Consider the following 26,241-nt stretch of genomic DNA (forward strand, 5'->3'; position numbering starts at 1 on the left):
CACAGCGGCTCTTCTTTCTGTCTACCTAGTCAGAAATATGATGTTGACCACGAGCGTTGCCGCCGCTAGCACGAGCGATAGTTTTTCATATAAACTCATGCACATCACCTCCCTGCGAAGCAGAGAGAAAACCAGCTTTTTACCAGCCACTTACGAACATTATAGCACATCGTTTCTTCACAGGAAAGCAAAAAACGGAGCAGATATGCGTCTGCTCCGTTTTTGTGTGCGATGGGGAAATCAGAAATTGTACGTTCCGCCAAGGATGAAGTGGCGGCTCGGCGCGGCATATGCACCAAGCGTCGTATAGCCGATGGTCTCATAGCTCTCATCCGTGAGGTTCAGTGCCTTCAGATAGACCTTGAACTCCGGCGAGATGTGATAGTTCACGCCGAGGTCGAGCGTCATGTACTGGGTATCCGTGAAACGCTCTTTGCTGCGTCCCGTTACATAGTTGAGGTCGAGATCGGCGTCCCATTTCCCCTGCGTGTAGGAGAGTCCGAGATTGTAGCCGTTCGGGCGGGTATTTGTGGAGAGGTAGCCTTTATAGCGGTCGGTGGATTCGACGTGTGCATAGCTGTATGCGGCGCGAATCGTCCACATATCGCTCGCCCGATAGCGTGTGCTCAGTTCCATCCCGCGCCGATCTTCACGCTCCGTGTTGTAATAGCTTGTGCGTCCGCTCCATACCCAGTTCAGCGCGTTTTTCACCTTGCTGCGGTAGAGACTCGCGGACACATTCCACTTGCGCGTGATCTGACTGTCAGCACCGATGGTGAAGGTGTGGGACTTCTCCTGCTTGAGATTCGGGTTGCCGAGCATGAACGCTGTATTGGCATGGAGCATCTTGAGCGTCGGGTTGTTGACCGCCTGTCCCCACGAGATGTAGGCGTGCGTTTTGCGGTCAAATTTCTTGTTCAGGCTGATGTGCGACGCGACATCGGAGCCGTATTCGTTGTGATGCTCTAAGCGCGAGCCGAGCTTGAGCGCGTAGCCCTGTCCGAGCTGCCAGTCGTCTTCGAGGAAGAGTGCCTTGGTTGTGGCGGACACATCAAGCGTTCCGCTGTTCTCCTCGTGCATCTTGTCACGCGCCCAGAGGACTCCTGCGACGAGCATATTTTTATTGCCGAGCATCCAGAGTTTTTGCCCCTCGAAGGTATCGCGGCGGAGATTGTGGGTGTAGGGGGACGGTCCGAACGAGGAATCAAAAGGACCGTCGGCATTCGATGTGCTGTGATAGTAGCGCAGGAACGTGCCCTCGCCGTCCTTTTTCGCGCCGAACATATAGCTTATGCCGTATACACTGTCCGTCGTACGTAGACAGGATTTGTAATAAGGGATGCCTTCTTTCGGGTCGCCGAGGAAAATGCCATAGCCGTCGTCTGCTTCATGGCGGCTGTAGTCCACGGTCAGGCGGTCGTTGCCCATGATACGGTCATAGGCGATGTTATAGTCCGTATGCTCAATATCACTGTTTCCGAAGGTGCGTTTGTTTCCTTCGGCGTTTTTATACTGGAAATCCTTGCGGCGCTCATGTGCTGCGCCGATACGGATCATATTCTTTTCATCGCCGCCGCTGACGTTTATCCCCGCACGTTTCTCACCCCACGAGCCGAGCTGTATGTTGACGGAGCCGCTCGGTTTCCCCGCCGCCGGACGCTTCGTGATGATGTTAACCACGCCCGAGACGGCGCGCTCGCCATAGAGCGAGGAGTTTGGCCCGCGTACGATCTCGATTCGTTCCACCTCGCCGATCGCAATCTGGTCGACGTTGATTGCGTTATCATCGCCGCTGACCATGAGGTGATCCCAGTTGACCTTCTTGCCGTCGACCATGACGAGGACGCGCGAGTCACCGTTGATGACGGGATAGGCGGCAAAGCCCTTCTGCACGACGTTGATGTTCGCCCCCTTGAGTGCATCGGAGACGCTCTTGTAGTTGCCGCGCTCGATCTGCTCCTCCGAGATCAGCGTGACATCCGCCGGCACGTCGCTGATCGCCGTCTCGCTGCGGCTCGCCGTGACGACGATATCGTCCAGTGTGTAGGACTGCATCGCCTCACCTGCTGCCTCCTCCGCACTTGCCGGCGCTGCAGCACAGCCCATTCCAACGGTGAGTGCGCCCGCAATCAGTCCGCTGAGTATTGATTTTTTCATCTTTTCATCCCTTCTGATTCATCCCTGAGGGCATCCAGCCCTGCGGCTATATCTTCAAGCGCCGTGATACAGCGCCCGTTCCCGTTGTTGACATCGGAAAAATTCACGATGATGATGCGATTTTCCCGTACGGCTTTCATATTTTGGAGATTTGGATCGCCGCGCAGCTCCGCGCGTGCCTCCTCCTCCGTGCAATCCTTCGGATTCACATAGATGATGACCTCGGGTGCAAATCCAAGGACGCGCTCGGGACCGACGGCGCGCATCTGGCGGTCGACGATGTTGTCCGCACCCGCCTTGCGTGCGATGTCGTCGATGATGTAGGCGGGGCCGTACATGCTGTAGAGACTGCTGCCGTGCGCCTGTAAGATCATCGCAGTATAGCGCTGTCCGCGCGCCGCTGTCCGTGCCTCAACGGCGGCGACGCGCTCCTTCAGCCCTGCGGTATACGCCGCCGCACGCTCCTCCACACCGAAGATATGACCCATATCTTTGATAAACGGATAGACCGTTTCCTCTAGGCTCGGGTGTCCCTTGCGCACGGTGGCGGGGACAATGTACGCACCGATGCTGCGGTCGAAATAGGAATAGACATCGCCAAGCGCCTCGGGGGTGAAGTGATGTGACCACCCGATGATGAGATCGGGGCGGAGCGCCACAACCTCCTCACGGCTCGGGACGTAGGGCGCGGCAAGAATCGGAAGTGCCGCGTATGCGTCTGCATAGGCGGGCGGCTCTGCACCGTAGGGTGCAATCGTTCCGATGATGCGATCCGAAAGGCCAAGGTCGATGAGCAGCTCCGTCGCCCCCGGGTAGGAGACGAGCACGCGCTCCGGTGTATGTGCGAGTGTGAACGCAGCAGGACGTCCCTCACTGTCCGATGTTGTGTATGCGATGCCGTCCGACACCGTGTCCCTCGCGTACGAGCCGCGCCCATCGGTCGCCGCGAGCGATAGGATGAGGGCACTGAACGCGAGCAGGGGGAGGAGGCGCAGCATATTAGTGATGCGGCGGAGTGTTCTGCCCTTTGTCTGCGTCGCATTCATGGCATCTGCTCCGTGCGGTAGTCGACGAGCGGCAGCCCCTCCGCATCGTAGGTAACGTTTGCACGCACGCCGTAAATGCGTTCGAGCATTTCCTCTGTGATGATGTCCCTTGGCGTGCCGATCCGTTCGATGCGCCCCGCCTTCATGACGACGAGGAGGTCGGCGTACATCGCCGCGAGGTTGAGGTCGTGGAGCGCGGCAATCACGCCAATACCAAGGCTTTTGACCAGCTCAAGTATATGCAGCTGATACTTGATGTCGAGATGGTTTGTCGGCTCATCGAGGATGAGCAGCTGCGGCTCTTGCACGAGACAGCGCGCGAGCATGACGCGCTGCTGCTCGCCGCCCGAGAGTTCATTGAAGGAGCGCTCGGCCGCGTCCGTCATGCCGACGCGCGCAAGCGCCGCAGAGACGAGTGCGCGATCCTCCTCCGTGTCCTCCTCGAAGCTCTCCTTGTACGGAGCGCGTCCCATGAGGGCGATCTCCTCCACGCTGAAATCAAAGTCGACGGCGTGGAACTGTCCCATGACACCGATCTCCTGTGCCGCCGCGCGCAGCGGGATGTCCGCAATCGGTGTGCCGTCCATCGTAATCTTTCCCGTCTGTACGCGGTGGACGCGGTAGAGGTGCTTCAGCAGGGTGGACTTGCCGCAGCCGTTTGGTCCAAGGAGTGCGACGAAGCGGTCGGCGGGGAGGTCGGCGGGGATGCCGTGCAGGATCTCCTTTGCACCGATGCAGAATTTCAGACCTTCGATGTGAATATTTTTCATCGTCCGCCTCCAAAGTTCCCACTGCTGCCGAAGAGCAGCTTCATGAAGAGCGGTGCACCGATGAGTGCCGTGATGATACCGATGGGCAGATCGCCCGCCGGTAGGAGAGTGCGCGCGAGGAGATCGGCGACGACGAGGAAGATCGCACCGACGAGGAGGGCTGCCGGCAGCAGCCGACGATGGGACGCACCCGTAAATGCACGCACGAGATGCGGGACGACCAGCCCGACAAAGCCGATGATGCCGCAGGTCGCAACGAGGACACCCGTCAGCAGCGCGAGAAGCCCCATGTAGAGACGGCGCTTTGCACTTGCGTCGATGCCAAGCGTCACGGCAAGCTCCTCGCCGAGCAGGAGCACGTCGAGCGTGCGCAGCTGGGAGAGAAAGTAGACAGCGAGTGCGGTGACGATGAGAACGGGCAGGAAGAGGCTGTGCCATTTCGCATCGGCAAGGCTGCCCATCGTCCAGAACGCCGCGGATTGCATCCCCTCCGCGTCCGCCGCCATATAGACGATAAAATTGGTCGCCGCGACGCAGAGCGCACTGATCGCCGCACCCGCGAGCACGAGCTTCACGGTCGAGACGCGCCGATGAATCCCCGCGAGCATGAGGACGGCGAGCGTCGCAAGGATTGCCCCGAGGAAGGCCGCGCCCGGCACACCAAAGGGGATTGCCGCCGTCCCAATGAGGATCGCGAGTGTCGCGCCGACGGATGCGCCCGAGGCAATGCCGAGGATGAACGGCTCCGCAAGCGGATTCTGCACACTCGCCTGCATGACGACACCCGCAAGCGCCAGTCCCGCTCCCGCTGTCATTGCGAGCAGGACGCGCGGCACACGCAGCGACCATATAATGTCCGTGAGCGCAGGATCAACGGCGGGGATGCGCCCCGCGAGCTTTGCCGTGATGATGGCGAGCGTATCGGCGAGCGGCACGGAGACACTGCCCGCCGAGATAGCGAGTACGGCGACAAGAATGAGCAGGATGGCGAGTGCGGGCGGCGAGCCGAGCATAGCTTTGATATGCAAGAAAAATCCCTTTCTATGAGAATATTGTGTATTTCCTAAACGTGAATAATATTCATGTCGAGGATACTTCATTTCATAGCCGCTGTCAATGAAAATCTCTCGCAGTAGATATAATAGATATATTTGTGCAGATTAGAGAGATCGGGGCATAAGAAAACGACACATCTCATCGAGCGGGATGTGCCGTGCTTGACATTTGTAGAATATTTTTCTATAATAACAGCATAAAAGGACGACTGGTGTGTGGAATCGCCGGTCTCTCCGCAGAATTTTATGTTCTTGAAAGAGGAGCCGACGTGAACCGCACGTACGGCTCTTTTTTCTGCCTATCTAGTAATCAGAAATATGATGTTGACTACGAGCGTTGCCGACGCAATCAGAAGCGATAGCTTTTCAAAAAGCGTCACGCACATCACCCCCCGGAAGGGAGTAAACCGACATTCACCAGTCGCTGGGTTCATTATAGCACATCGTTTCTTCACAGGAAAGCACAAAACGGAGCAGGGAATTCTGCTCCGTTTTTGCTTGCCACATTTCCACCGTACATTTATAATTGAAAGAAAATGAATCTGTACGGAGGATACCACAATGAAGACCATCAAAATGCTGATCGACGGCAAGCGCGTTGCGGGCGAGGGAACGCTCCCCGTTTATCACAAGGCGACGGGCGAGGTGATCGCCGAGATCGCTGCAGCGGGCGCGGAGCATGTGCGTGCGGCAGTGGATGCGGCGGAGCGTGCCTTCCATGAGGTACAGCTCAGTCCCTACGAGCGCTACGAGATCCTCATGCGTGCGGCAAACCTCATGCGCGAGCGCCGTGAGGAGTTCGCGACGGCACTCTCTGCTGAGGCGGGCAAGCCCATCCGCGACGCACGCGGCGAGATTGACCGCGCCTATCAGACCTTCATCCTCTCGGCGGAGGAGGCGAAGCGTCTGCGCGGTGAGACCGTACCGCTGGCGGGTGCGCCGGGCTGCAGCAATCGCATGGCGTTCACGATCCGCCGTCCGCTTGGCGTCGTCTGCGCGATTACGCCGTTCAACTTCCCCGTGAACCTTGCCGCGCACAAGATCGGCCCGGCGCTTGCGGCGGGCAACACCGTCGTCTACAAGCCCGCCTCGGCGACGCCGCTCACGGCATCGCTCCTGTGCGACGTGTTTCAGGAGGCGGGGCTGCCTGCGGGCTGTCTCAACCTCGTCTACGGCGCGGGCGACAAAATCGGCGATCTCCTCACGGCGGACGAGCGCATCCGGATGTTCTCGTTTACGGGCAGCGTGCCCGTCGGCAAGGCACTGCATGCGGCGGTGGGCTTTCGCCGCATCTCGTTGGAGCTCGGCTCGAACTCCGCAAACATCGTGCACGAGGATGTCGCGGATGTCACATGGGTCGCCGAGCACTGCGCGCGCCATGCGTTTGTGAATGCGGGGCAGGTCTGCATCTCCTGTCAGCGTGTCTACGTATCGCGCAGCATCTACGAGGCGTTCTGCGCGGCAATGACAGAGACGGCGCGCAGCTTCCGCAGCGGCGATCTCATGGACGTACACACGCAGATCGGCCCCATGATCTCCGAGCGCGAGGCGCAGCGCATCGAGGCGTGGGTGGATGAGGCGGAGGATGAGGGGGCACGCGTGCTCACGGGCGGCAATCGGCGGGGTGCATTCTACGAGCCTACCGTCCTCACGGACGTTACCCCCGCGATGAAGGTCGTCACCGAGGAGACCTTTGCGCCCGTCGTCAGCATCATTCCCTACGATACCATCGAGAAGGCGGTCGCGGCGGTCAATGCGTCGCGCTACGGTCTGCAGGCGGGCGTCTTCACACGCTCCCTCGCCGTCGCAAACTACTGTGCCGAGCATCTTGAGGTCGGCGGGGTCATCATCGGCGACGGTGCGACCTTCCGCATGGATAATATGCCCTACGGCGGCGTGAAGGAAAGCGGCATCGGCAAGGAGGGACCCGCCTACGCCATACGCGAGCTCACTGAGGAAAAGCTGATCGTACTGAATGTCGAGGGGTGAGACGGCAAATAATCATAGAGAAAGGGGGCAGACTGTGGCAAAGCACACGATCGAGGAGCGCGAGCGGGTCAAATCCATTTTCACATTTCTCAAGGGCATGGCAGAGCTGAAGATGACGAGTGTCCTAGATATTGACAAACAGCTGTGGAAAAAATATATGGCGCAGATTCCGCAGGACGATGAATATGTGCATGTTTCCTACCGCGATACACTGAAAGCTGTGGCGGGAACAGCGGATGTGACGGCGGACGAGGATGCGGCGGAGGATGATTGGATTCTGACGGTGCGCAAGCCGGAGCTTTCGGCGTGCCCCGCGCCGGACGATATCCTGCGCCCGTGGCTGTTGCCGGGGTGGGATCGGTATGATGAGAAAGTACTTCACCATACGGAGCGTCCGCGTCAAAAGCGCGGAGATGCGGAAGTTTCTTTATGGGAAGAGCGGGAGATCTTCGAGGAGAATGCATCGCGTGTTAAAGTCTATCGTGCATGGCTCAAGAAACGTGAGCTGTGGGTCGAAGAATATGTTCGTTTAAGTCAGATACGGGAGCTGTTTCTAGAGCTGCGCCGCGTATCCAAGGAGCTTGAACAGGACTCTGAGACAAAAGAATTAGTGGTTGGCAACGGCATTCTGACCGATAATAACGATCTAAGTATACGTCACCCAATTTTGTTGAAGCGCGTGCGTATGACCTTTGATGCACGCAGAAACGAGGTCGCTATTCGGGATACGGAAGCAGAATCCGAGCTTTATACAACGGTATTGGCGGCATCTGAGAATGTGCATCACAATGCTGTCCCCAATGTGCTGCAGGCGCTTGTGCAGAATGATTTTCATCCCCTTGATCGGACTGACGGGGGCGACTTCCTGAGAGGGGCGGTGCGAACTCTTTCAGATAAAGGATTATTTTTGAAGCGCAATCAAACGCCACCTCCCAATACGAAGGAGCGTCTGTTTTTGCAGGATAATCCTGTCTTTTTCATGCGCAGACGCGTGGACGGGCTGGCAAAGTTCGTCGATGGCGTGCTTGACCATATCGACGCGACGGGCTATGCGCCCCAGCCTCTTTGGGCGATTGCGGGGCTGCACGAGAAGCGCACCATGGAGGAACGCCCCGCACAGACGGCGGAGCAGAGGCTCGCCGCGCTTGGCGGGGAAGATCCGGAGATCCTGCTTGCCATGCCCGCCAACCGTGAGCAGCTCGCCATCGCCCAGCAGATCGAGCGATACGATGCTGTGATCGTGCAGGGACCACCGGGCACGGGCAAGACGCACACGATTGTGAATCTAATGGGGCACTTCCTTGCGCAGGGGAAACGTATCCTTGTCACCAGTCATACAAAAAAGGCACTCTCTGTGCTGCGCGAGAAAATGCCGGAAAAGATGCAGAGCCTCTGCATCTCCCTGTTGGATGAGACAAATCACGATATGGAGCGATCCGTAGATGGCATTTCATCCTATATGTCGTGCCATGATTCACGCGATGTGCGGCAGGAGAAGGAGAAGTTACGTGCGGAGCGCACGAAAATCATACACGAACTTGCAGATGTACGAAAACGAATCTATCAGATTGAATGTTGGGAACAAGAGAACTTTGTCTATGCAGGGGAGAGCGTTTCGCCCGCCAAAGCGGCAAAGTTCGTGCAGGAATTTGAGCCGCTTTATGCGACGGTCATTCCGGGCAAGGTCGCCACAGGGAGAGGACTGCCCCTCTCGCTCGAGGAACTCTATGCACTTTATCGGAGCAACGGGTTGCTCGCCGCTGATGAGGAGCGTGAGCTGGCACTGGATGTTCCCAATCCGGAGACGCTGATTGCACCCGAGGAACTGTTGTCTCTGCGTGCTCAGAAGAGGGCATTGGAGGAGCAACTGCGTACGATGGCGGAGGAGTTGGACGGAACTCTTATACGAAATCGGATCGGTGTTTTTCTGATGCGTGAGCGACACCACATTCCGCTCGTGCGTGCAGAGAAATCCTCTATAGCGGCACTGCAGCAATATCTTGATGCGTTTGAGACGCTTGCACCGTGGCATATCCAGGCTGCCGCGGACGGTAGGCGCGGCGGTGCATATCGGGAACGCTGGACACGCCTTTGCACGCAGATCGAGGAGACTGCGGCGTCTGCAGAGCAATTCGTTAGAGTGTCGTTCGGCAAGCAGGTGACCATCTCGAACGATGCGAATCGTACCGAGATGCAGCGTGTTCTGCCAAAGATGGAGGAGATCTATCGACAGAACGGAAAGATCGGTTTTTTCAAACGCCTCTTTGACAAGTCCTTTGATCGTGTGGAGGGGTGGACGCGCATCAACGGTGCACGGATCGGCTCAGCTGCGGACTGCGCACTCGTCCGCTCCGCGCTCTCCCTTGCGGAGCAACGGGCGGCGTGTGGACGCGGATGGGATGAACTTCTCGCGGGACATGGTGTGACGGCGTTTGCAGAGCTGGATGCCGCAGAGCCAGAGCGCGTGGCACAGACCGCGCTTTCGAGCATTTTCCGATATCTTGATTGGTATGACGGAGACTACAGAACGTTGACCAAACTGATGCAGTGTGCCGCACTTGATGCAGAGTCCGTTTTCCTGCGGAAAGAGATGATAAGTGAAACAGAATACATGAAACAGATACTGTCCTGTGTTCATGAATTTTTGCCGCTGTTTTGTAACCTCCTCGATGTCTATGGAAGATACTGCGCGACAGACGACGCCCTGCGTGTGGTTGACCGGTCAATCGAAGATTTGCGAAGGTGCAAATCGACTCTGGTAAGTGATCTCGTTCGCGCCTTTTTCGGCGAGGACGAGGAGGGCTATGCTGATGTTTTCCGGAACATCACGATTCTTCACGGAAAAACTTCCATATATACGGCACGCGAGGATGCCCTGCAAAAACTTCAGGTTGTCGCACCCGGATGGGCGGATGCAATACGTGCACGACGCGGGATTCATGGTGCGTCCGAGGTTCCGACGGACATCGAGGAGGCATGGCGGTGGAAACAATACGATGCCATGTTGGGGGAGCTGACAAAGTTCTCGCCGGCAGAGTACCGCCGTCAGAATACGGAGCTGGGCAGGGACTATCGTACAACGACGGAGGAGGCGGCGGTCTGCAGCGCATGGGAATATATGCTGCGGCGTTCGGAGCGTGACGGAAGCGTTCAACAGAACTTACAAAGCTGGCGGATCACGATGCAGGCACTCGGTACAGGCAAAGGGAAACATGCGCCCACACTGCGCGCACAGGCGCGTGAGCTGATGGGGCTGTGTCAGAGAGCCGTCCCCGCATGGATTATGACGATACGGACGGCTCTCCTGCAGCTTGACCCTAGGGAACATCATTTTGATGTTGTCATTGTGGACGAGGCGAGTCAGGCGGATCTGAGTGCACTTACCATGCTCTATCTCGGTACGAAGATTATTATCGTCGGCGACGACAAGCAGGTCAGTCCGCTCGCGGTCGGAGAAAAGCAGAGTGAGGTCAACAAACTCATCAAAATGACTCTTGTCGGGCGCATCCCGGCACCGCATTATTATACGGGACGGCTTTCACTCTACGATCTCGGCAAGACCGTTTGCCATCCGCTCATGCTGCGCGAGCATTTTCGCTGTGTGCCCGACATTATCGGATTTTCTAACATGCTGTGTTATGATGGAAATATCAAACCCTTGCGGGATAGGACTGACAGCACTCTCCTGCCCGCGCTTGTTCCACAGCGCATCGAGGGTACACGGGACGGGAAGAAGAAAATCAATCGGGCGGAGGCGAAGCATACCGTTGCGCTTATTCGGGCAATGACAGAAATGGACGCATATCGGGATAAGACCATTGGCGTGATTTCCCTCCTCGGGAACGAGCAGTCGACGCTTGTCATGGAACTTTTGCTGCGCTCCTCCGTCGATATGGAGCATCATGCGATTCTCTGCGGCGACGCTGCACAGTTCCAAGGGGATGAGCGCGACGTTATCATCCTGAACATGGTGGACAGTGCAGAGGAGGACGGGATGCTCCGCCTCACGCGGGACACAAAAATCGTTCAGCGGTATAACGTTGCTGTGAGCCGTGCACGGGATCAGCTCTGGATTCTCCACTCATTTCCTGCATCCGCACTCAAGGGCGAGGACATCCGCAGCAAGCTGCTGAACTATGCGGCGAATCCGCATGCAGCAGACAGCGCACTGCCGCAGATCCGGCAGATGGCGGGCTCGCCGTTTGAGGAGGCGGTGGCAAAGACACTGGTCGATCATGGCTACGACATCGTTCAGCAATGGCCGGTCGGGCACTACCGTATCGACATCGTTGTGCGCGACGGTGCGAAAAAGATCGCACTCGAGTGCGACGGTGACCGCTGGCACAGCGGCGCGGAGAAGGTCTATGAGGACATGGAGCGTCAGATGATCCTTGAGCGGCTCGGCTGGCAGTTCATCCGTCTGCGCGGCAGCACCTACTACCGCAATCCAGGAAAGGCGATGCAGGGCGTGATGCGCGAGCTCGAGGCGCACGACATCCATCCCGCCACACCTGCGGACACCGTCGTACGCAGTGACTTGGTCGAGGAAGTACGGCGTAGAGCAGAAATATATTTGTCGAAAAAAGAATAGGACACCTGAGCTTCCACCGCGCCATGATCTGACGTTCTCTGCATAGCAAACGAACACCCCGCCATTTTCGTCGGGGTGTTCGTGTATTATGGCTGTACTTTTTCAAAGCGATGCTGCTGCGCCGCATCGGGATACTTGGCGCGATCCACCGCGCTCATAAACATTGCGAGCGGACGCGCATAGATGCCATAGCTGCCGTAGAGTGCCTGATAGACGACGAGCCGCTCGCCGGTCTCCGTGTGCTCCGCGACCGTCTCGATGCGGTAGAGGTTGCCCTTGAAGTGCCGCCAGATCTCGCCGTGCCGTGGTGTTTCGCGTGTCATAGTGCCTCCTGATCGCTGCTCCATAGATGCGTGTCTGCACATGATTATAGAGATTGAGCGGCGCCCTGTCAAAAGCTCTTTTTATTATGAAAAAACTTTCATTATCGGCGCAATTCGTGTAAAATTAAGAAAAGAATACGAACGGAGCAGACCGCTCTTCTATGTGCTGCTCCAATCTGTAGGAGGATGACGAAATGAAACATACGGTAATGCTCTCAAACGGAGCATCGGTTCCCGCACTCGGACAGGGGACGTGGTATCTCGGCGATGCGCCGGAGAGCTACGATCGTGAGGTAGAGGCACTGCGCGCAGGGATCGAGGCGGGGCTGACGCTGCTCGACACGGCGGAGAACTACGGCGACGGACGCGCGGAGCGGCTGGTGGGCGAGGCAATCCGCCCATATGATCGCGCAGATCTTTTCCTCGTGTCGAAGGTCATGCCGTCGAACGCGTACGGTACACAGCTGATGAAGTCGCTGGATCGCAGCCTCGCCCATCTCGGGACGGACTATCTCGATCTCTACCTCTATCACTGGCGCGGCAGCCGCCCGCTTGGAGAGATGGTGGCGGCGATGGAGGAGGTGCGTGCGGCGGGCAAGATCCGCGCATGGGGTGTGTCAAACCTCGACACGGCGGACATGGAGGAACTGTGGCAGATCCCCGGCGGCACGCACTGCGCCGTCAATCAGGTACTCTATCATGCCGGCTCGCGCGGCATCGACTACAGCCTCCTGCCATGGATGCGGGCACACCATGTCGCACTGATGGCGTACTGCCCGCTCGCACAGGTGGGGCGGCTCGGCTGCGACCTCCTCGGGAGCCGCGTAATCGCAGAGATTGCGGCAAAGTATGGCGCGACCCCTGCGCAGGTCGCACTTGCATGGGCGATCCGCGACGGGAACACCATCGCCATTCCGCGTACGGGGCGCAAGGAGCACGCCGTCAGCAATGCGGGCGCGGATGCGCTCGATCTCACAGCAGAGGACTGCGCCGCGATCGACCGCGCCTTCCCACCGCCGACGCGCAAAGAGCCGCTGCATATTGAGTAGTGAGATGCGTCTATGCCTTGCATACTCCACGCGAACACCTCGTTACACAAGTGATCGTATGCTTATCTGCCTAAATACCGGCGCACTTCTTAAACGCGCTACGCTTGGACGAAAGAAGTACGCCGGGAGCAGAACGCATCCTTTACTCACTTGCTCCACTAGGGTTCGCTTAGGAGTAACGCAAGGCTGTGATACGAACATTCCCGTGTGATAGATTCGCAGGTAGGAGGAAATACGATGAAGATTGTGGTACTCGACGGCTATGCCGAAAATCCGGGAGACATCAGCTGGTCGCCCCTTGCGGAACTCGGTGATTTGACCGTCTATGACCGCACCGCACTCACAGAGTCGCCGCTGATCGCCGCGCGCATCGGCGATGCGGAGATCGCCGTAACGAACAAGACACCGCTCACGCGCGCCGTGATCGACGCGTGCCCAAACCTCAAGGCAATCGCCGTACTCGCAACGGGCTACAACATCGTGGATACGATCTATGCACGCGAGAAGAACGTCCCCGTCATGAATGTGCCTGTCTACGGTACGGACAATGTCGCACAGTATGCCATTGCACTGCTGTTGGAGGCGTGCTCCCACATCGGGCATCACGACCGCTCGGTACACGCAGGGGAGTGGACGAAGAGCATTGACTTCTGCTACTGGCAGCGCCCGCTCATCGAGGTCAGCGGCAAGACGGCGGGCATCATCGGCTTTGGACGCATCGGACAGGCAGTCGCCCGCATCCTGCGTGCAATGAACGTCCGTGTGCTCGCCTACAGCAGGACGGAGCGTCCCGAGGGACGAGCGCTGGCGGACTATGTGCCGCTCGATGATCTGATCGCACAGGCGGACTTTATCTTCCTGCACTGCCCGCTCACACCTGAGACCGATAGGATCATCAACGCCGCACGCATCGCGCAGATGAAGGACGGCGTCATCATCGTCAACAACGGACGCGGGCAGCTCATCGTGGAGGAGGATCTGGCGGCGGCGCTCACGCGCGGCAAGGTCGGCGGGGCAGCGGTGGACGTAGCATCGAGCGAGCCGATCGCGGCGGACAATCCCCTCCTCCATGCGCCGAACTGCATCATCACCCCGCACATCTCATGGGCGACCAAGGAGGCACGCGAGCGCATCATGCAGATGACGGCGAGCAATGTACGTGCGTTTATGGACGGCAAGCCGACAAATGTAGTGAACTAAGGAAGCATTGATAAATTCAGCACCGTCATCTTAGTGCATCTTTTCCGTCCTCTCATCGTTGGCAAATCCTCCACATAGCTCTGCTATGCGTCCGGTTTGCCGCCTTGATAGGACGTAAAATCTACACCAATCTGACGGACTTCATTGTTTATTATAACAGGCACCTGCGCCTTACTTCGTGAGCACGACGACCTCGTACGGGCGCAGATCCGCCGCAAGCCCCTCGTAGTTGCCGAGGAGTTTTTTCCAGCCCGCCTCCGTGAGTGCATCGAGACTGTCCTCCATGAGGGGGACATTTGCCGCGCGGAAATTGCAGTAAACGCGCAGCTTCTGTTCCGCATAGGCGCGCTCATAGGCGATGATGCTCGCGTTTTCGCGCTCAAGAAAGAAGATGTCGCCCCTTTGGATGATGGGCATCTCCTTCCGCAGGCGGATGAGCGTCTGATAGAAGCGGAAAATCGAGTCGGGATCCATACGCTCTGCCGCAGCGTTGATCATAGTGAAATTGTCGGGCAGGGCGAGCCACGGCGTGCCGCTCGTAAATCCCGCATTCTCCGCCGCACTCCACTGCATCGGGGTGCGGCTGTTGTCGCGCGAGCGCGCGGAGAGGATATGCAGCGCCTCCTCCTTGGATTTCCCCGCGGCAAGGAGGATTTCGTAGTAGTTCAGGCTCTCGACATCCTCGTACTGCGCGATGTCCGTATACCCCGCATTCGTCATGCCGAGCTCCTCGCCCTGGTAGATGTAGGGCGTGCCGCGCATAAAATGAGTGCATGCGGCGAGCATCTTCGCGGACGCTTTCCAATACGCTCCGTCGTCGCCGAGACGGCTGACGATGCGCGGCTGATCGTGGTTGCACCAGAAGACGGCGTTCCAGCCGGCGCCCGCCGCCATCCCCTCCTGCCAAATAGAAAAGAGCTTCTTGAGCGCTCCGATGTCCGGCTCCTGCAGCGCCCACTTTGCACCGTCCTTGTAGTCGATCTTCAGATGATGGAAGCTGAAGACCATCGAGAGTTCCTTTTCGGCGGGGTTGGAGTAGCGGATGCAGTTCTCTAAGGAAGTGGAGGACATCTCGCCAACGGTGACCATCGCGTCAATGCCCGTGTCACGCGTGAGTTCCTTCAAAAATTCGTGGACGTGTCGCCCATCCGTGTAGAAGCGCCGTCCATCGCCCTTATGATCGTCCTCGAAAACGGCGGGCTTTGAGATGAGGTTCACGACATCGAAGCGGAATCCCTCCACGCCCTTTTTCTTCCAGAAACGAATGACCTGCTTCAGCTCCTCGCGCACGCGTGGATTTTCCCAGTTGAGATCCGCCTGCGTCACATCGAAGAGATGGAGGTAGTATTTCCCGCGGGCGGGCACGTACTCCCACGCGCTTTTGCCGAACTTCGACACCCAGTTCGTCGGCGGCCGCCCCTCCCTGCCGTCCTGCCAAATATAGTAGTCCATATAGGCGGGATCACCCGCAAGCGCACGTTGGAACCACGCGTGCTGCGTCGATGTATGGTTGAATACCATGTCGAGCATGATGCCGATGCCGCGCTCCCTCGCCGCGCGGATCAGCGCCTCCGCATCCTCCATCGTGCCGAAGCGCGGGTCGACGGCACAGTAGTCCGCGACATCGTAGCCGTTATCGTTCTGCGGCGAGACAAAGAACGGAGTCAGCCAGAGGAAATCGACACCAAGCTCCTTCAGATAGTCGAGCTTCGCCGTGACCCCCGCGAGATCGCCAAGCCCATCGCCATTCGTATCGTAGAAGGACTTCGGATAGATCTGGTAAACGACTTTATCCCGTATATCCATTGCGTATACTCCTTTTGGTTATGTGAAAACCTACCCGCCATAAACCGCCTTCATCGCTCAATGTGTCCCATATTTATGATACTATTAGACCATAGAAAGTCATTCTGGTCAATGGGGACTTTGGGGATCTGTTTCACTGTGCTATAATAGTAGGAAAAAGGAGGCATTGTTATGAATTTACGAAGCGATGCCGACGGCATCATCCAAGAGACCCTCGCGGAGATCCTTCCTGATGCCGCCGTAGAAAAGGCACTCAGAGGTCATACGTTCGGCGCGGGGCGCGTCGTCCTCATTGCGGTCGGCAAGGCGGCGTGGCAGATGGCGCACGCGGCGGCGGACGTACTCGGCGAACGCATTGACACCGGGCTTGTCATCACGAAGTACGGTCATGTCATGGGCGAGATCCCGCGCATCCGCTGTGTTGAGGCGGGGCATCCCGTACCCGATGAGAACTCGCTTGCGGCGACCGTGGAGGCACTCGCACTCACAGAGAACCTCACGGCGGAGGATACCGTCCTATTCCTCCTCTCGGGCGGCGGGAGCGCCCTCTTTGAACAGCCGCTCATCCTTCCCGCAGAGCTGACCGCGCTCACTGAACACCTGCTCGCATCGGGTGCATCCATTGTCGAGATGAACACCATCCGCAAGCGTATGAGCGCGGTCAAGGGCGGGCGGTTCGGCGCACACTGCGCCCCCGCGCACGTCTTCTCCATCGTCCTCAGCGACATCCTCGGCGACCCGCTCGACATGATCGCCTCAGGTCCCGCGCACCCCGACACATCGACCGCAGAGGACGCACACGCCGTCGTCCAAAAATACGGGCTGCACCTCTCCAAGGAGGCGGCTGCCCTCCTCGATGCGCCGCTGCCAACCGCACTCCCGAACGTCGAGACACACATCACGGGCAGCGTGCGCGAGCTATGCGCGGCGGCGGCGCGTGCGTCCGAGCGGCGCGGCTATACCCCCGTTCTGCTCACCGATCAGCTGGACACCGAGGCGCGCGCGGCAGGACAGTTCCTCGCCTGCATCGCGCGTACGCACGCAGGAGATGGCACCTCCTACGCCTACATCGCCGGCGGCGAGACCATCGTACAGCTCGTGGGCAAGGGGCGCGGCGGACGCAACCAGGAACTTGCACTCGCAGCGGCGGACGGCATCGCAGGACGCGATAACATCGCCGTATTCAGCATCGGCAGCGACGGCACCGACGGCCCCACCGATGCGGCGGGCGGCTACGTCGACGGCGACACGGCGGCAGCGCTTGCACGCACGGGCATGGATGCCGCGACGGCACTCGCCGAGAACGACTCCTACACGGCGCTCAACGCCGTCGATGGGCTTATCATCACGGGTCCCACCGGCACCAACGTCAACGACGTGGCGGTTGTGCTGATACGGGGCTGAGTGATCGGAGCTTCCTTTCTCAGCGCTTTCCAAAGGAAGCAGATACGGAGGAAAACATCATGACACGATTCGAGTTAATGCTTGACGATCATGTAAAGCAGGAGGCAGATGAGCTTTTTGACAGCCTTGGGCTAGATACGGCGACGGCAATTCGGATCTTTTTGCGGGCATCGATCGCACACGCGGGGATCCCCTTTTCCGTGCAGCAGCGCGGTATGCCGGATGACCTGATGGAGGCGATACGCGACAGCCGCACGGGGCGGAACCTGCACGGTCCATTCTCCTCTGCGGAGGAAGCCGTTGCGTCCATGCTGGAGGACTAGCGTGTATCAGATCGTCTATACGAATCGCATGAAACGTGACGTGCGCCGTGCGAAAAAACGCGGCAAAGACATGAGAAAGCTCGTTGCGGTATTGGCACTCCTGCAACACGGACAACCACTCCCCGACAACTGCCGAGACCATCCGCTTGGTGGAAATTTGCGGGATTTTCGGGAGTGCCACATTGAGCCGGATTGGCTGCTCATGTACCAGCTTTTTGAGGATCGACTGATCCTGTCCGCTGCAGCAACGGGGACACATGCCGATCTCTTTGGAGAGTAACGGGGAAAACGGAGGAAAACATCATGCGCAAAGCAATCGTCGTTGTCGATATGCAGAACGATTTCATTGACGGAGCACTCGGGACAAAGGAGGCGCAGGCAATGCTGCCGCATCTCGTGGAGAAACTCGCAGCCGAGCAGGCGGCGGGCACGGTGCTCATCTTTACCATGGATACACATGGGACAGACTATCTCCAAACGCAGGAGGGACAGAAACTGCCCGTCGAGCACTGCATCCGCAGTACGGCGGGCTGGGAGATCGCGGATGTGCTGCAGCCCTTTGTACGCACTGCTGTCGCCGTTATCGAAAAGCCGACATTTGGCGCGACCGCACTCCCCGCCGCCCTCGTGGACTGCGACGAAATCGAACTCGTCGGGCTCTGCACCGATATCTGCGTCATCTCCAACGCCCTCCTCCTCAAGGCATTCTATCCCGAGAAGCGCATCACCGTCGATGCCTCCTGCTGCGCGGGGGTGACGCCTGAGAGTCATGCGAATGCTCTTGCGGCGATGCGGATGTGTCAGGTCGAGGTGCAGTGACGCTGCCCACAGTATTATGGAGGATATATCTTTATCGTTGTGATAGGCAGATTATGATGGGAAGAGCATATTATTCGGGTTCAATTTCCTCTTTTTTGACGGCAGAAGAAGATCGCATCCTCGGGTGGTTGATGATCGAGGATTCGTTTCGGACCGAGGATGTTCAAAAGAACGCATGGCGTGCAGAGATCCAGGTTTTAAAGGAGCAGATTGCCTCCTTTCTGGACGGAGAGATCGCCTTTGAATTCACGATTCCGCGCATGGGACACCGTGTGGATGTCGTGCTCATCATCCAGGGGATTATTTTCTTGCTGGAGTTTAAGGTCGGGGATGATACGTATGCAAAATCAACAAAAGATCAAGTGGTGGATTATGCCCTTGATCTAAAGTATTTTCATGAGGCGAGTCGGGACCGCACAATCGTGCCGATCATTGTGCCGACGGAAGCGGCTGATCAGGCGAATACACTGTCTCTGATGGAGGATGGGATTGCGCAGGTGCTTTGCTGCAATCGGCATAATATCGGGAGCGTGCTTCGGCAGGTCCTGCCGCAGATGCATGCCTCTCCTTTATCCATGGACGCATGGCTGGATGCGCGCTATGCGCCGACACCGACCATCATCGAGGCGGCACAGGCACTCTATCGCGCGCATTCGGTTCGTGATATATCGCGCAGCGATGCAGGAGCAGAAAATTTGACTGTGACAACGGCAGCGATCAACCAGATCATAGATGAATGCAAGGCACGCCACAAAAAGGCGATCTGTTTTATCACAGGAGTTCCTGGGGCGGGAAAGACACTTGCGGGCCTCAACATAGCCAATGCTCGTCATCAATTCAATGAGGATGAACATGCCGGATTTCTCTCGGGGAACGGCCCTCTCGTTGCAGTTCTGCAGGAGGCATTGGCGCGAGATAGAGCAGCGATGCACAAAGTGACCAAAGAGCAGGCGCGACGAGAAACGAAGTCCTTTATCCAAGTGATTCATAAATTCCGCGATGAGGCGTTGTCCTCGTCGCGTCCGCCCATCGAGAAAGTTGCCATTTTTGACGAGGCGCAGCGTGCATGGGATGCCGATGCACTGATGAAATTTATGAAGCGAAAAAAGGGCGTGCCAGATTTTCACCAATCGGAGCCGGAGTTCCTCATTAGTATCATGGATCGACATGCGGACTGGGCCGTGATCGTCTGTCTCATCGGCGGTGGGCAGGAGATCAATACGGGTGAGGCCGGTATAGAGGAATGGCTGCATGCACTGCGTGAACAATCTCCGAACTGGGAGATCCATCTATCGGATCGGATGACAGACAGTGAGTATGTGGGGAGCAGTGACATTCCGCGGATGCTGGGGGATCGGGCGTATCGAGTTGTCTCGTCCCTGCATCTGGGCGTATCGCTGCGTTCCTTCCGCAGTGAGCGGCTTGCAGATTTTGTTAAGGCGCTGCTCGATGACGATACAGCTGCGGCACGAGAGCTCTATGCTGCGCTTTATTTGAACTATCCCATCGTTTTGACGCGGGACCTTGCGCGTGCAAAGGCGTGGGTGCGCAGCAAAGTGCGCGGGACGGAGTGGGCAGGGGTGCTTGCGAGTTCAAAGGCGAAGCGTTTGAGAAGTGTTGGCATTTGGGTGAATGTGCAGCGGGATCCTGTTGCATGGTTCTTGAATGATCCGGCGAATGCAGATGCTTCTTGTTTCCTCGAGGTTCCCGCCACGGAGTTTGAGGTGCAGGGGCTCGAGATCGACTATGGTCTCCTTGCGTGGGACGCAGATCTCCGCTATTGTGATGGAGGGTTTGATTATTTTGACTGCCGCGGAGCCCGCTGGATGCACGTCAACAAGGAACAGGGGCAACGCTACCTGAAGAACGCCTATCGTGTCCTCCTCACCCGAGCCCGGCAAGGTCTCGTCATCTTCGTTCCTGAGGGTGATCCGGATGATGAAACGCGGAGGCCGGAATACTATGATGTTACGTATGAATATTTGAGGTCCCTGGGGCTGCGAGAGATTTAAGGAATCGCTGATAAAACAGACCCTCAGATTGGCGTAGATTTTTTTGTTCGGACAAGAAAGCAAACCGGACGCATAGCCAAAGCTATGTGGAGGATCGTGGGTACAGTGCGGGCAAAAAAGATGCTTTAAGATGGCGCGGCTGAATTTATCAGTGCTCCCTTAACATATCTGCTTATAAGTCCGATGTAAAGGCGAAATACTCCTGCATGTTCGGAAATGAATCCGCGCATGCGGTGTGAAATGAATCCATATAAATAGAGGAGTGTGATTGTGTGCAGGGCACGCGCAGTGATGTGGATGTGTCAGGTGAAGGTGTGGTGAGTGGGATTTTTGAGGCTGTTTTTCAAGCAGCTTTTTTTTTATTTCAAAAAATATGTTATAATAGGTTGAAAATTTTGATATAGGATTGCTGATACATTCAGTGATTCCTTAGGAAAAGGAGCATCTCACTATGAACACATGGAACACCCAGTGGAAGAAAACACTCGCGCTCGGCTGCGCGGCATTCCTGCTCGGCGGGAGCGCATGGGGCTATGCTGCACCGACCGTGACGGCGGCAAGCGGCGCGGCGTATGTGGAGAATCCGCAGGATGCACCGATGCCTCTGCCGCTGACCGAGGAGGAGGTAAGCGCACAGCAGCTCGCCGATGCCGAGTACATGGCGCTGCTCTGGATGCGTACCTCGGCAGAGTACCGTGCGCTCTGCTATCAGGGCTACAATGCGGCGCTCATGGCGATCGACCGGGCGCAGGCGAACCCCGCCGCTCGCAGCGGCAAACCGCTCGCCATCGTCCTCGACTGCGATGAGACCGTCACGGACAACACGCGCGCCATGGCAGCGGCTGCCGCCGCGGGCAACGGCCGCTACGATGCCCTCTGGTGGCGCGCGACCGTGCACGAGGGACGCTCCGAGTCCATGCCGGGCGCGGTGGATTTCCTCAATGAGGTCGCACGGCGCGGCGTTGCCATCTTCTACGTCAGCAACCGCTGGAGTGAGGTCAACTTCGAGCCGACCATTGAGAACCTCACAGCACTCGGTTTCCCCTCCGTGGATGCAGAGCACCTCCTCCTCATGGAGGATCGGAAGATGAGTGACAAACAGCCGCGCTTTGATCGGATCACAGAGGACTACGATGTCGTCGTCTACATGGGCGACAACGTGGGCGATCTCCCGCTCGGGACGAAGGGCATGAACCGCGCTGCGCGCAATGGCGCCATCGACGCGGCGCAGGAGGAGTTCGGCATCCAGTACATCGTCTTCCCGAACCCCGCCTACGGCTCCTGGGTCAGTGCCCTCGCCAAGGACTACATGACCATGAGTCCCGAGGCGCGCGAGGACTTCTATGCAAAGACACTGACGGAGTAATAGAACACAATGAAAAGAGCCCGTCTCTGCTCTCTTGTTGCACGAGGGAGTGGGGGCGGGCTCTCATATATTCAGTGATGAAAACGTGTCATGCACAGGCACATCAGCACAAAACACCAAAAGAAAAACCGACTGCAAAGAAGCGGCTAGAAAAGGTCCGCATGAGAGCCTGTGCGGGAGGCAATCAGGATCAGTTTCCCTTTGTCGACAGCATATATGAGCAGCCAGTCCGGTGAGATATGACACTCTCGAAAACCAATATAGTCGCCCACGAGGGCATGATCCCGATACTTTTCGGGCAGCGATTTTTCCGCACAGAGTATTTGCAGAGCATCATCGAGTTTTCGGATATCTGCCCCGCGTTTTCGCTGCCGTTTTAAGGAATCGCTGATAATAATGAAGTCTGTCAGATTAGTGCAGATTTTTTGTCCTGCCAAGGAGACAAACCGGACGCATAGCAGAGGCTATGTGGAGGATTTGTCAACACAGGCAGGGCGAAAACAGATGCACCAAGATGGCAGTGCTGAATTTATCAGTGCTTCCTTAAGTCCTTGCGGAACTGTGCGGTAGTGACGAGCTCAAGCATCCGCATCCTCCGCATCCAGATCATGCATCAGGGCAGATAGTGACGGATAGCGCTTCGCCTCGACTTTTCCGCTCATGATATCGCGTGCCTCCTGCATCGCAAGGAGAGTCTCCTTGTTGTAGCGGGGCTGCTTGGGTTGGAAGGGGAAGCCGCCCTCCATGATGGATGCATGAAGAAAGATGTTAATTGCATCGGTTACAGAGATGCCGAAACTGGAAAAAACATGCTCGGCCTGCGCCTTGATCGTTGGTTCAATGCGCATATTGATCGTTGCAGTCTTAGACACGGTACCAACCTCCTTTTCCTGATTGTAACGCAAAAATGAAGCACGTGCAACACAACGCTTCTTTTCAGCAGCCGATATTTATGATTTTGTCAGTGTGCAAGGCGTCCGAGGGAGCGGTTCTAAAAAAGATGTATCTTTGTATTTATTTGAAATATGTTATAATAGGGACGCAAGTTTGATCGAGCCAATCTCTATGGGAAAGATTTGGTGGAGCAGAGTGAAGATATTCGATAACATCACAAACACGGTGCGCGACGATCTGCGGGCAGAGATTGTGCGCGGCAGCAGAGTGTCCATTGCGGCGGCGTGTTTCTCCATGTATGCGTATCAAGAGCTGCGTGAGCAGCTGGCGTCCGTGGAGGAGTTCCGCTTTCTCTTCACCTCGCCCACATTTATTCGGGAAAAGGCAGCAAAGGAGAAGCGCGAGTTCTACATCCCGCGTATCTCGCGTGAGACGAGCCTTTACGGCACGGAGTTCGAGGTGCGTCTGCGCAACGAGATGACGCAGCGTGCGATTGCGAAGGAGTGCGCGGACTGGATCCGTGCAAAGGCGCGGTTCAAATCCAACACCGGTGGCGAGCAGATGATGGGCTTCATGACGGTCTCTGCTGCCGAGAAGCAGACCGTCTATGTCCCGATGAGCGGCTTTACCACCGTGGATCTCGGCTGCGAGCGCGGAAACAACGCCTATAACATCGTCCAGTGCATGGACGAGCCGCAGGCGACACAGATGTATATGCGCACCTTTGACGAACTCTGGAACGACCCTATGCGCATGCAGGACGTGACAGATGCCGTCATTGAGAACATCAGCACCGCCTATGCAGAGCATGCGCCCGAGATGATCTACTTTACAACCCTCTATCACGTATTCAGTGAGTTCCTGGGTGATCTGTCCGAGAACGAGCTGCCGGATGAAAAAGTCGGATTCAAAAAGAGCAAAATATGGGGTATGCTCTACGACTTCCAGCGCGATGCCGTTCTCGCCATCATCAACAAGCTCGAGAAATACAACGGCTGCATCCTCGCGGACAGCGTCGGTCTCGGCAAGACATTTACCGCACTTGCCGTCATGAAATACTATGAGGAGTGCAACAAGAACATCCTCGTCCTGTGCCCGAAAAAGCTCGCGGAGAACTGGAACACCTACCAGGACAACTACGTCAACAACCCCCTTGCTGCGGATCGTCTGAACTACAATGTGCTCTTCCATACCGACCTCTCGCGCAGCCACGGACAGTCAAACGGGCTCGATCTGGATCGCCTGAACTGGGGGAACTATCACCTCGTCGTTATCGACGAGTCGCACAACTTCCGCAACGGCATCGGAACGCACAGCCATACGCAGGAGAACCGCTATCAGCGGCTCATGGAGCGCGTCATCCGCGCCGGCGTTCGGACCAAGGTCCTCATGCTCTCTGCGACGCCGGTCAACAACCGCTTTACCGATCTAAAGAACCAGCTCGCCCTCGCCTACGCGGGGCACGCGGCAAACCTCGACGAGCGCCTCGACACATCGAGGAGCATCGAGGACATCTTTCGGCAGGCACAGAGCGCATTCAACACATGGAGCAAAGAGGAGCCTGGGGAACGCACGACGGACACACTGCTGCGCAAACTCGACTTTGACTTCTTCGAGCTGCTCGACAGCGGCACCATCGCACGCTCGCGCAGACACATCGAGAAATATTATGACACGAGCGCCATTGGCAAATTCCCCGCACGCCTGAAACCCATCTCCCTCCGCCCGCAGCTCACAGATCTGGCGGGCGCGATCAACTATCATGAGATCTACGAGCAGCTCATACAGCTCACACTCTGCATCTATACGCCGTCGGACTACATCCACCCGAGCAGACGCGACAAATACAAAGACCTCACCCACAACAAGGGAGAGAACCTGACGCAGACAGGGCGCGAGCGCGGCATGCAGCGGCTGATGAGCATCAACCTGCTCAAACGCCTCGAGAGCTCCGTCCACTCGTTCCGTCTGACCCTTGGTAAAATCAAGGCGGGCATCGATACTGCGATCACTGAGATCAACCGCTTCGAGCAGTCCGGCCGCGCGGAGCTCCCTCTGTATGAGATGGAGACATCCGACCTTGATATGGATGATGAGAATACAGAACTCTTTGCCGTCGGTAAAAAGGTGCCCGTCGACCTGGCAGACATGGACTGGAAATCATGGCGGAGGGAGCTGAAAAAGGACAGCGAAATACTGGGCGTCCTCACGAAAATGGTGGCGGACATCACCCCTGCACACGATACGAAGCTGCAGGAACTCCTGCGCCTCATCGCGGACAAGATCGAGCACCCCATCAACGAAGGCAATCGCCGTGTTCTCGTCTTTTCGGCATTTTCTGATACAGCGGAGTACCTCTACGAGCACGTCAGTATGTATCTCAAGGAAACATACGGCTGCGACACGGCACTCATCACCGGCTCCATCGACGGGCGCACAACGATCGCGGGCTTTCGCGCAACGCTCAACAACGTACTGACCTGCTTCTCCCCCCTCTCGAAGGGGCGGGACGTACTCATGCCGGGCAGCACGGCGGACATCACCGTCCTGATCGCGACGGACTGCATCTCCGAGGGACAGAACCTGCAGGACTGCGACTACATGGTCAACTACGACATCCACTGGAACCCCGTGCGCATCATCCAGCGGTTTGGGCGCATTGACCGCATCGGCAGTCGGAATGCGTGCATACAGCTCGTGAACTTCTGGCCGGATCTGACCCTCGACGACTACATCAACCTCAAGCCGCGCGTCGAGTCGCGCATGCGGCTCAGCATCATGACCTCTACGGGCGACGATGATCTCATCAACCCAGAGGAAAAGGGCGACCTAGAGTATCGTAAAATGCAGCTGAAACGCCTGCAGGAGGAGGTCGTTGACATCGAGGATATGAGCGACGGCATCTCCATCATGGATCTCGGACTCAACGAATTCCGCCTCGACCTGCTCGCCTATCTGAAGGATCACGGCGATATGGACAAGAAGCCGCGCGGACTGCACGCTGTCGTTCCTGCCACGGATGAGCTCGGCGCGGGCGTCATCTTCGTCCTGAAGAACATCCGCGGCAGCCTAGGCGTTGATACACGCAACCGCATTCACCCATTCTATATGGTCTACATCGGGCAGGATGGGACAATACTCTGCGATTATCAGAATCCAAAGAAGATGCTCGACGATATCCGTCTCCTCTGCCGCGGGAAGATGGAGCCGATCCGTGCGGCATACGAGCCGTTCAACCGTGAGACGGACGACGGGCGCGATATGCGCGCCGTCTCTGCACTGCTGAACGATGCAATCCGCTCCATCATCGACGTAAAGGAGGAGAGCGACATCGACAGCCTCTTCTCTGCGGGCGGAACAAACGCCCTGCGAAACGATGTTGCGGGTCTCGACGACTTTGAGCTCATCTGCTTCCTCGTCGTGCGGTAGGATCGGAG

19 protein-coding genes and 1 pseudogene are annotated in these 26,241 nt (G+C 57.3%); 12 read left to right on the plus strand and 8 right to left on the minus strand.

The window, feature by feature from the left end:
* Positions 1-240: 240 nt before the first annotated feature.
* Genes C8273_RS00715 through C8273_RS00730 form a run of 4 tightly spaced genes read right to left on the minus strand, consistent with a single transcriptional unit; the run spans position 241 to position 4,986 of the window.
* Positions 241-2,157: a TonB-dependent receptor plug domain-containing protein gene (locus tag C8273_RS00715; protein ID WP_106625965.1), complete on the minus strand. Its 1,917-nt coding sequence runs from the start codon at positions 2,155-2,157 to the stop codon at positions 241-243.
* Entirely contained in the window at positions 2,154-3,203 is a 1,050-nt protein-coding gene (locus tag C8273_RS00720) for an ABC transporter substrate-binding protein (protein ID WP_106625966.1), read from the minus strand. Before C8273_RS00720 ends, C8273_RS00715 begins: the two co-directional genes overlap by 4 nt.
* The gene (locus C8273_RS00725) at positions 3,200-3,973 is read right to left on the minus strand and encodes an ABC transporter ATP-binding protein (protein WP_106625967.1); all 774 of its coding nucleotides are present in this window, start codon (positions 3,971-3,973) and stop codon (positions 3,200-3,202) included. The genes C8273_RS00720 and C8273_RS00725 overlap by 4 nt, the downstream gene beginning before the upstream one ends.
* Positions 3,970-4,986 (minus strand): FecCD family ABC transporter permease, encoded by a 1,017-nt coding sequence (locus C8273_RS00730; RefSeq protein ID WP_199820958.1) that lies wholly within the window; start codon positions 4,984-4,986, stop codon positions 3,970-3,972. The genes C8273_RS00725 and C8273_RS00730 overlap by 4 nt, the downstream gene beginning before the upstream one ends.
* A 603-nt stretch (positions 4,987-5,589) precedes the next feature.
* Between C8273_RS00730 and C8273_RS00735 the strand changes: the two genes are divergently transcribed.
* Both C8273_RS00735 and C8273_RS00740 read left to right on the plus strand, forming a co-directional pair.
* The gene (locus tag C8273_RS00735) at positions 5,590-7,017 is read left to right on the plus strand and encodes an aldehyde dehydrogenase family protein (protein ID WP_106625968.1); all 1,428 of its coding nucleotides are present in this window, start codon (positions 5,590-5,592) and stop codon (positions 7,015-7,017) included.
* Positions 7,018-7,051: 34 nt separating this feature from the next.
* Positions 7,052-11,608 (plus strand): AAA domain-containing protein, encoded by a 4,557-nt coding sequence (locus C8273_RS00740; RefSeq protein WP_159060723.1) that lies wholly within the window; start codon positions 7,052-7,054, stop codon positions 11,606-11,608.
* 86 nt (positions 11,609-11,694) lie between these two features.
* Here the strand turns inward: C8273_RS00740 and C8273_RS00745 are convergent, their stop codons facing one another.
* Positions 11,695-11,931 (minus strand): DUF1653 domain-containing protein, encoded by a 237-nt coding sequence (locus tag C8273_RS00745; RefSeq protein WP_106625970.1) that lies wholly within the window; start codon positions 11,929-11,931, stop codon positions 11,695-11,697.
* 194 nt (positions 11,932-12,125) lie between these two features.
* On the opposite strand from C8273_RS00745, the gene C8273_RS00750 reads away from it, so the two are divergent.
* Together C8273_RS00750 and C8273_RS00755 are read left to right on the plus strand one after the other, a co-directional pair.
* Positions 12,126-12,980: an aldo/keto reductase gene (locus C8273_RS00750; protein ID WP_106625971.1), complete on the plus strand. Its 855-nt coding sequence runs from the start codon at positions 12,126-12,128 to the stop codon at positions 12,978-12,980.
* Positions 12,981-13,217: 237 nt separating this feature from the next.
* Positions 13,218-14,180: a D-2-hydroxyacid dehydrogenase gene (locus C8273_RS00755; protein WP_106625972.1), complete on the plus strand. Its 963-nt coding sequence runs from the start codon at positions 13,218-13,220 to the stop codon at positions 14,178-14,180.
* Between the two features lie 171 nt (positions 14,181-14,351).
* Here the strand turns inward: C8273_RS00755 and treC are convergent, their stop codons facing one another.
* Positions 14,352-15,986, minus strand: coding sequence for an alpha,alpha-phosphotrehalase (gene treC, locus C8273_RS00765; protein ID WP_106625973.1), 1,635 nt, complete (start codon positions 15,984-15,986; stop codon positions 14,352-14,354).
* 171 nt (positions 15,987-16,157) lie between these two features.
* Between treC and C8273_RS00770 the strand changes: the two genes are divergently transcribed.
* The 6 genes from C8273_RS00770 to C8273_RS00800 all read left to right on the plus strand — a co-directional run bounded on the left by C8273_RS00770 (position 16,158) and on the right by C8273_RS00800 (position 21,910).
* On the plus strand, positions 16,158-17,390 hold the full coding sequence (locus tag C8273_RS00770; RefSeq protein ID WP_199820960.1) for a glycerate kinase type-2 family protein: 1,233 nt from the start codon (positions 16,158-16,160) through the stop codon (positions 17,388-17,390).
* A 59-nt stretch (positions 17,391-17,449) separates the two neighbouring features.
* Positions 17,450-17,713, plus strand: a complete 264-nt coding sequence (locus C8273_RS00775) for a type II toxin-antitoxin system RelB/DinJ family antitoxin (RefSeq protein WP_106625975.1) — start codon at positions 17,450-17,452, stop codon at positions 17,711-17,713.
* A 1-nt stretch (position 17,714) separates the two neighbouring features.
* Complete coding sequence (locus C8273_RS00780; RefSeq protein ID WP_106625976.1) at positions 17,715-17,993, plus strand: type II toxin-antitoxin system YafQ family toxin; 279 nt, start codon at positions 17,715-17,717, stop codon at positions 17,991-17,993.
* Positions 17,994-18,016: 23 nt separating this feature from the next.
* On the plus strand, positions 18,017-18,532 hold the full coding sequence (locus tag C8273_RS00785) for a cysteine hydrolase family protein (protein WP_106625977.1): 516 nt from the start codon (positions 18,017-18,019) through the stop codon (positions 18,530-18,532).
* 95 nt (positions 18,533-18,627) lie between these two features.
* Positions 18,628-20,544 (plus strand): DUF2075 domain-containing protein, encoded by a 1,917-nt coding sequence (locus C8273_RS00790; protein ID WP_234343755.1) that lies wholly within the window; start codon positions 18,628-18,630, stop codon positions 20,542-20,544.
* Positions 20,545-20,995: 451 nt separating this feature from the next.
* On the plus strand, positions 20,996-21,910 hold the full coding sequence (locus C8273_RS00800; RefSeq protein ID WP_106625978.1) for a 5'-nucleotidase, lipoprotein e(P4) family: 915 nt from the start codon (positions 20,996-20,998) through the stop codon (positions 21,908-21,910).
* A 146-nt stretch (positions 21,911-22,056) separates the two neighbouring features.
* On the opposite strand, the gene C8273_RS00805 is transcribed toward C8273_RS00800, so the two are convergent.
* Positions 22,057-22,320, minus strand: coding sequence for a type II toxin-antitoxin system YafQ family toxin (locus C8273_RS00805; RefSeq protein ID WP_106626806.1), 264 nt, complete (start codon positions 22,318-22,320; stop codon positions 22,057-22,059).
* Between C8273_RS00805 and C8273_RS13405 the strand changes: the two are divergent.
* A pseudogene (locus tag C8273_RS13405) lies at positions 22,307-22,457 on the plus strand (secretion protein HlyD). The gene C8273_RS00805 and the pseudogene C8273_RS13405 overlap by 14 nt on opposite strands.
* Before the next feature lie 31 nt (positions 22,458-22,488).
* Here the strand turns inward: C8273_RS13405 and C8273_RS00810 are convergent.
* Entirely contained in the window at positions 22,489-22,782 is a 294-nt protein-coding gene (locus C8273_RS00810; protein ID WP_106625979.1) for a type II toxin-antitoxin system RelB/DinJ family antitoxin, read from the minus strand.
* Between the two features lie 217 nt (positions 22,783-22,999).
* Between C8273_RS00810 and C8273_RS00815 the strand changes: the two genes are divergently transcribed.
* Complete coding sequence (locus C8273_RS00815; protein WP_234343756.1) at positions 23,000-26,233, plus strand: helicase-related protein; 3,234 nt, start codon at positions 23,000-23,002, stop codon at positions 26,231-26,233.
* Positions 26,234-26,241 lie beyond the last annotated feature (8 nt).

The organism is Candidatus Centipeda massiliensis (assembly GCF_900290285.1).
GTDB lineage: Bacteria > Bacillota > Negativicutes > Selenomonadales > Selenomonadaceae > Centipeda > Centipeda massiliensis.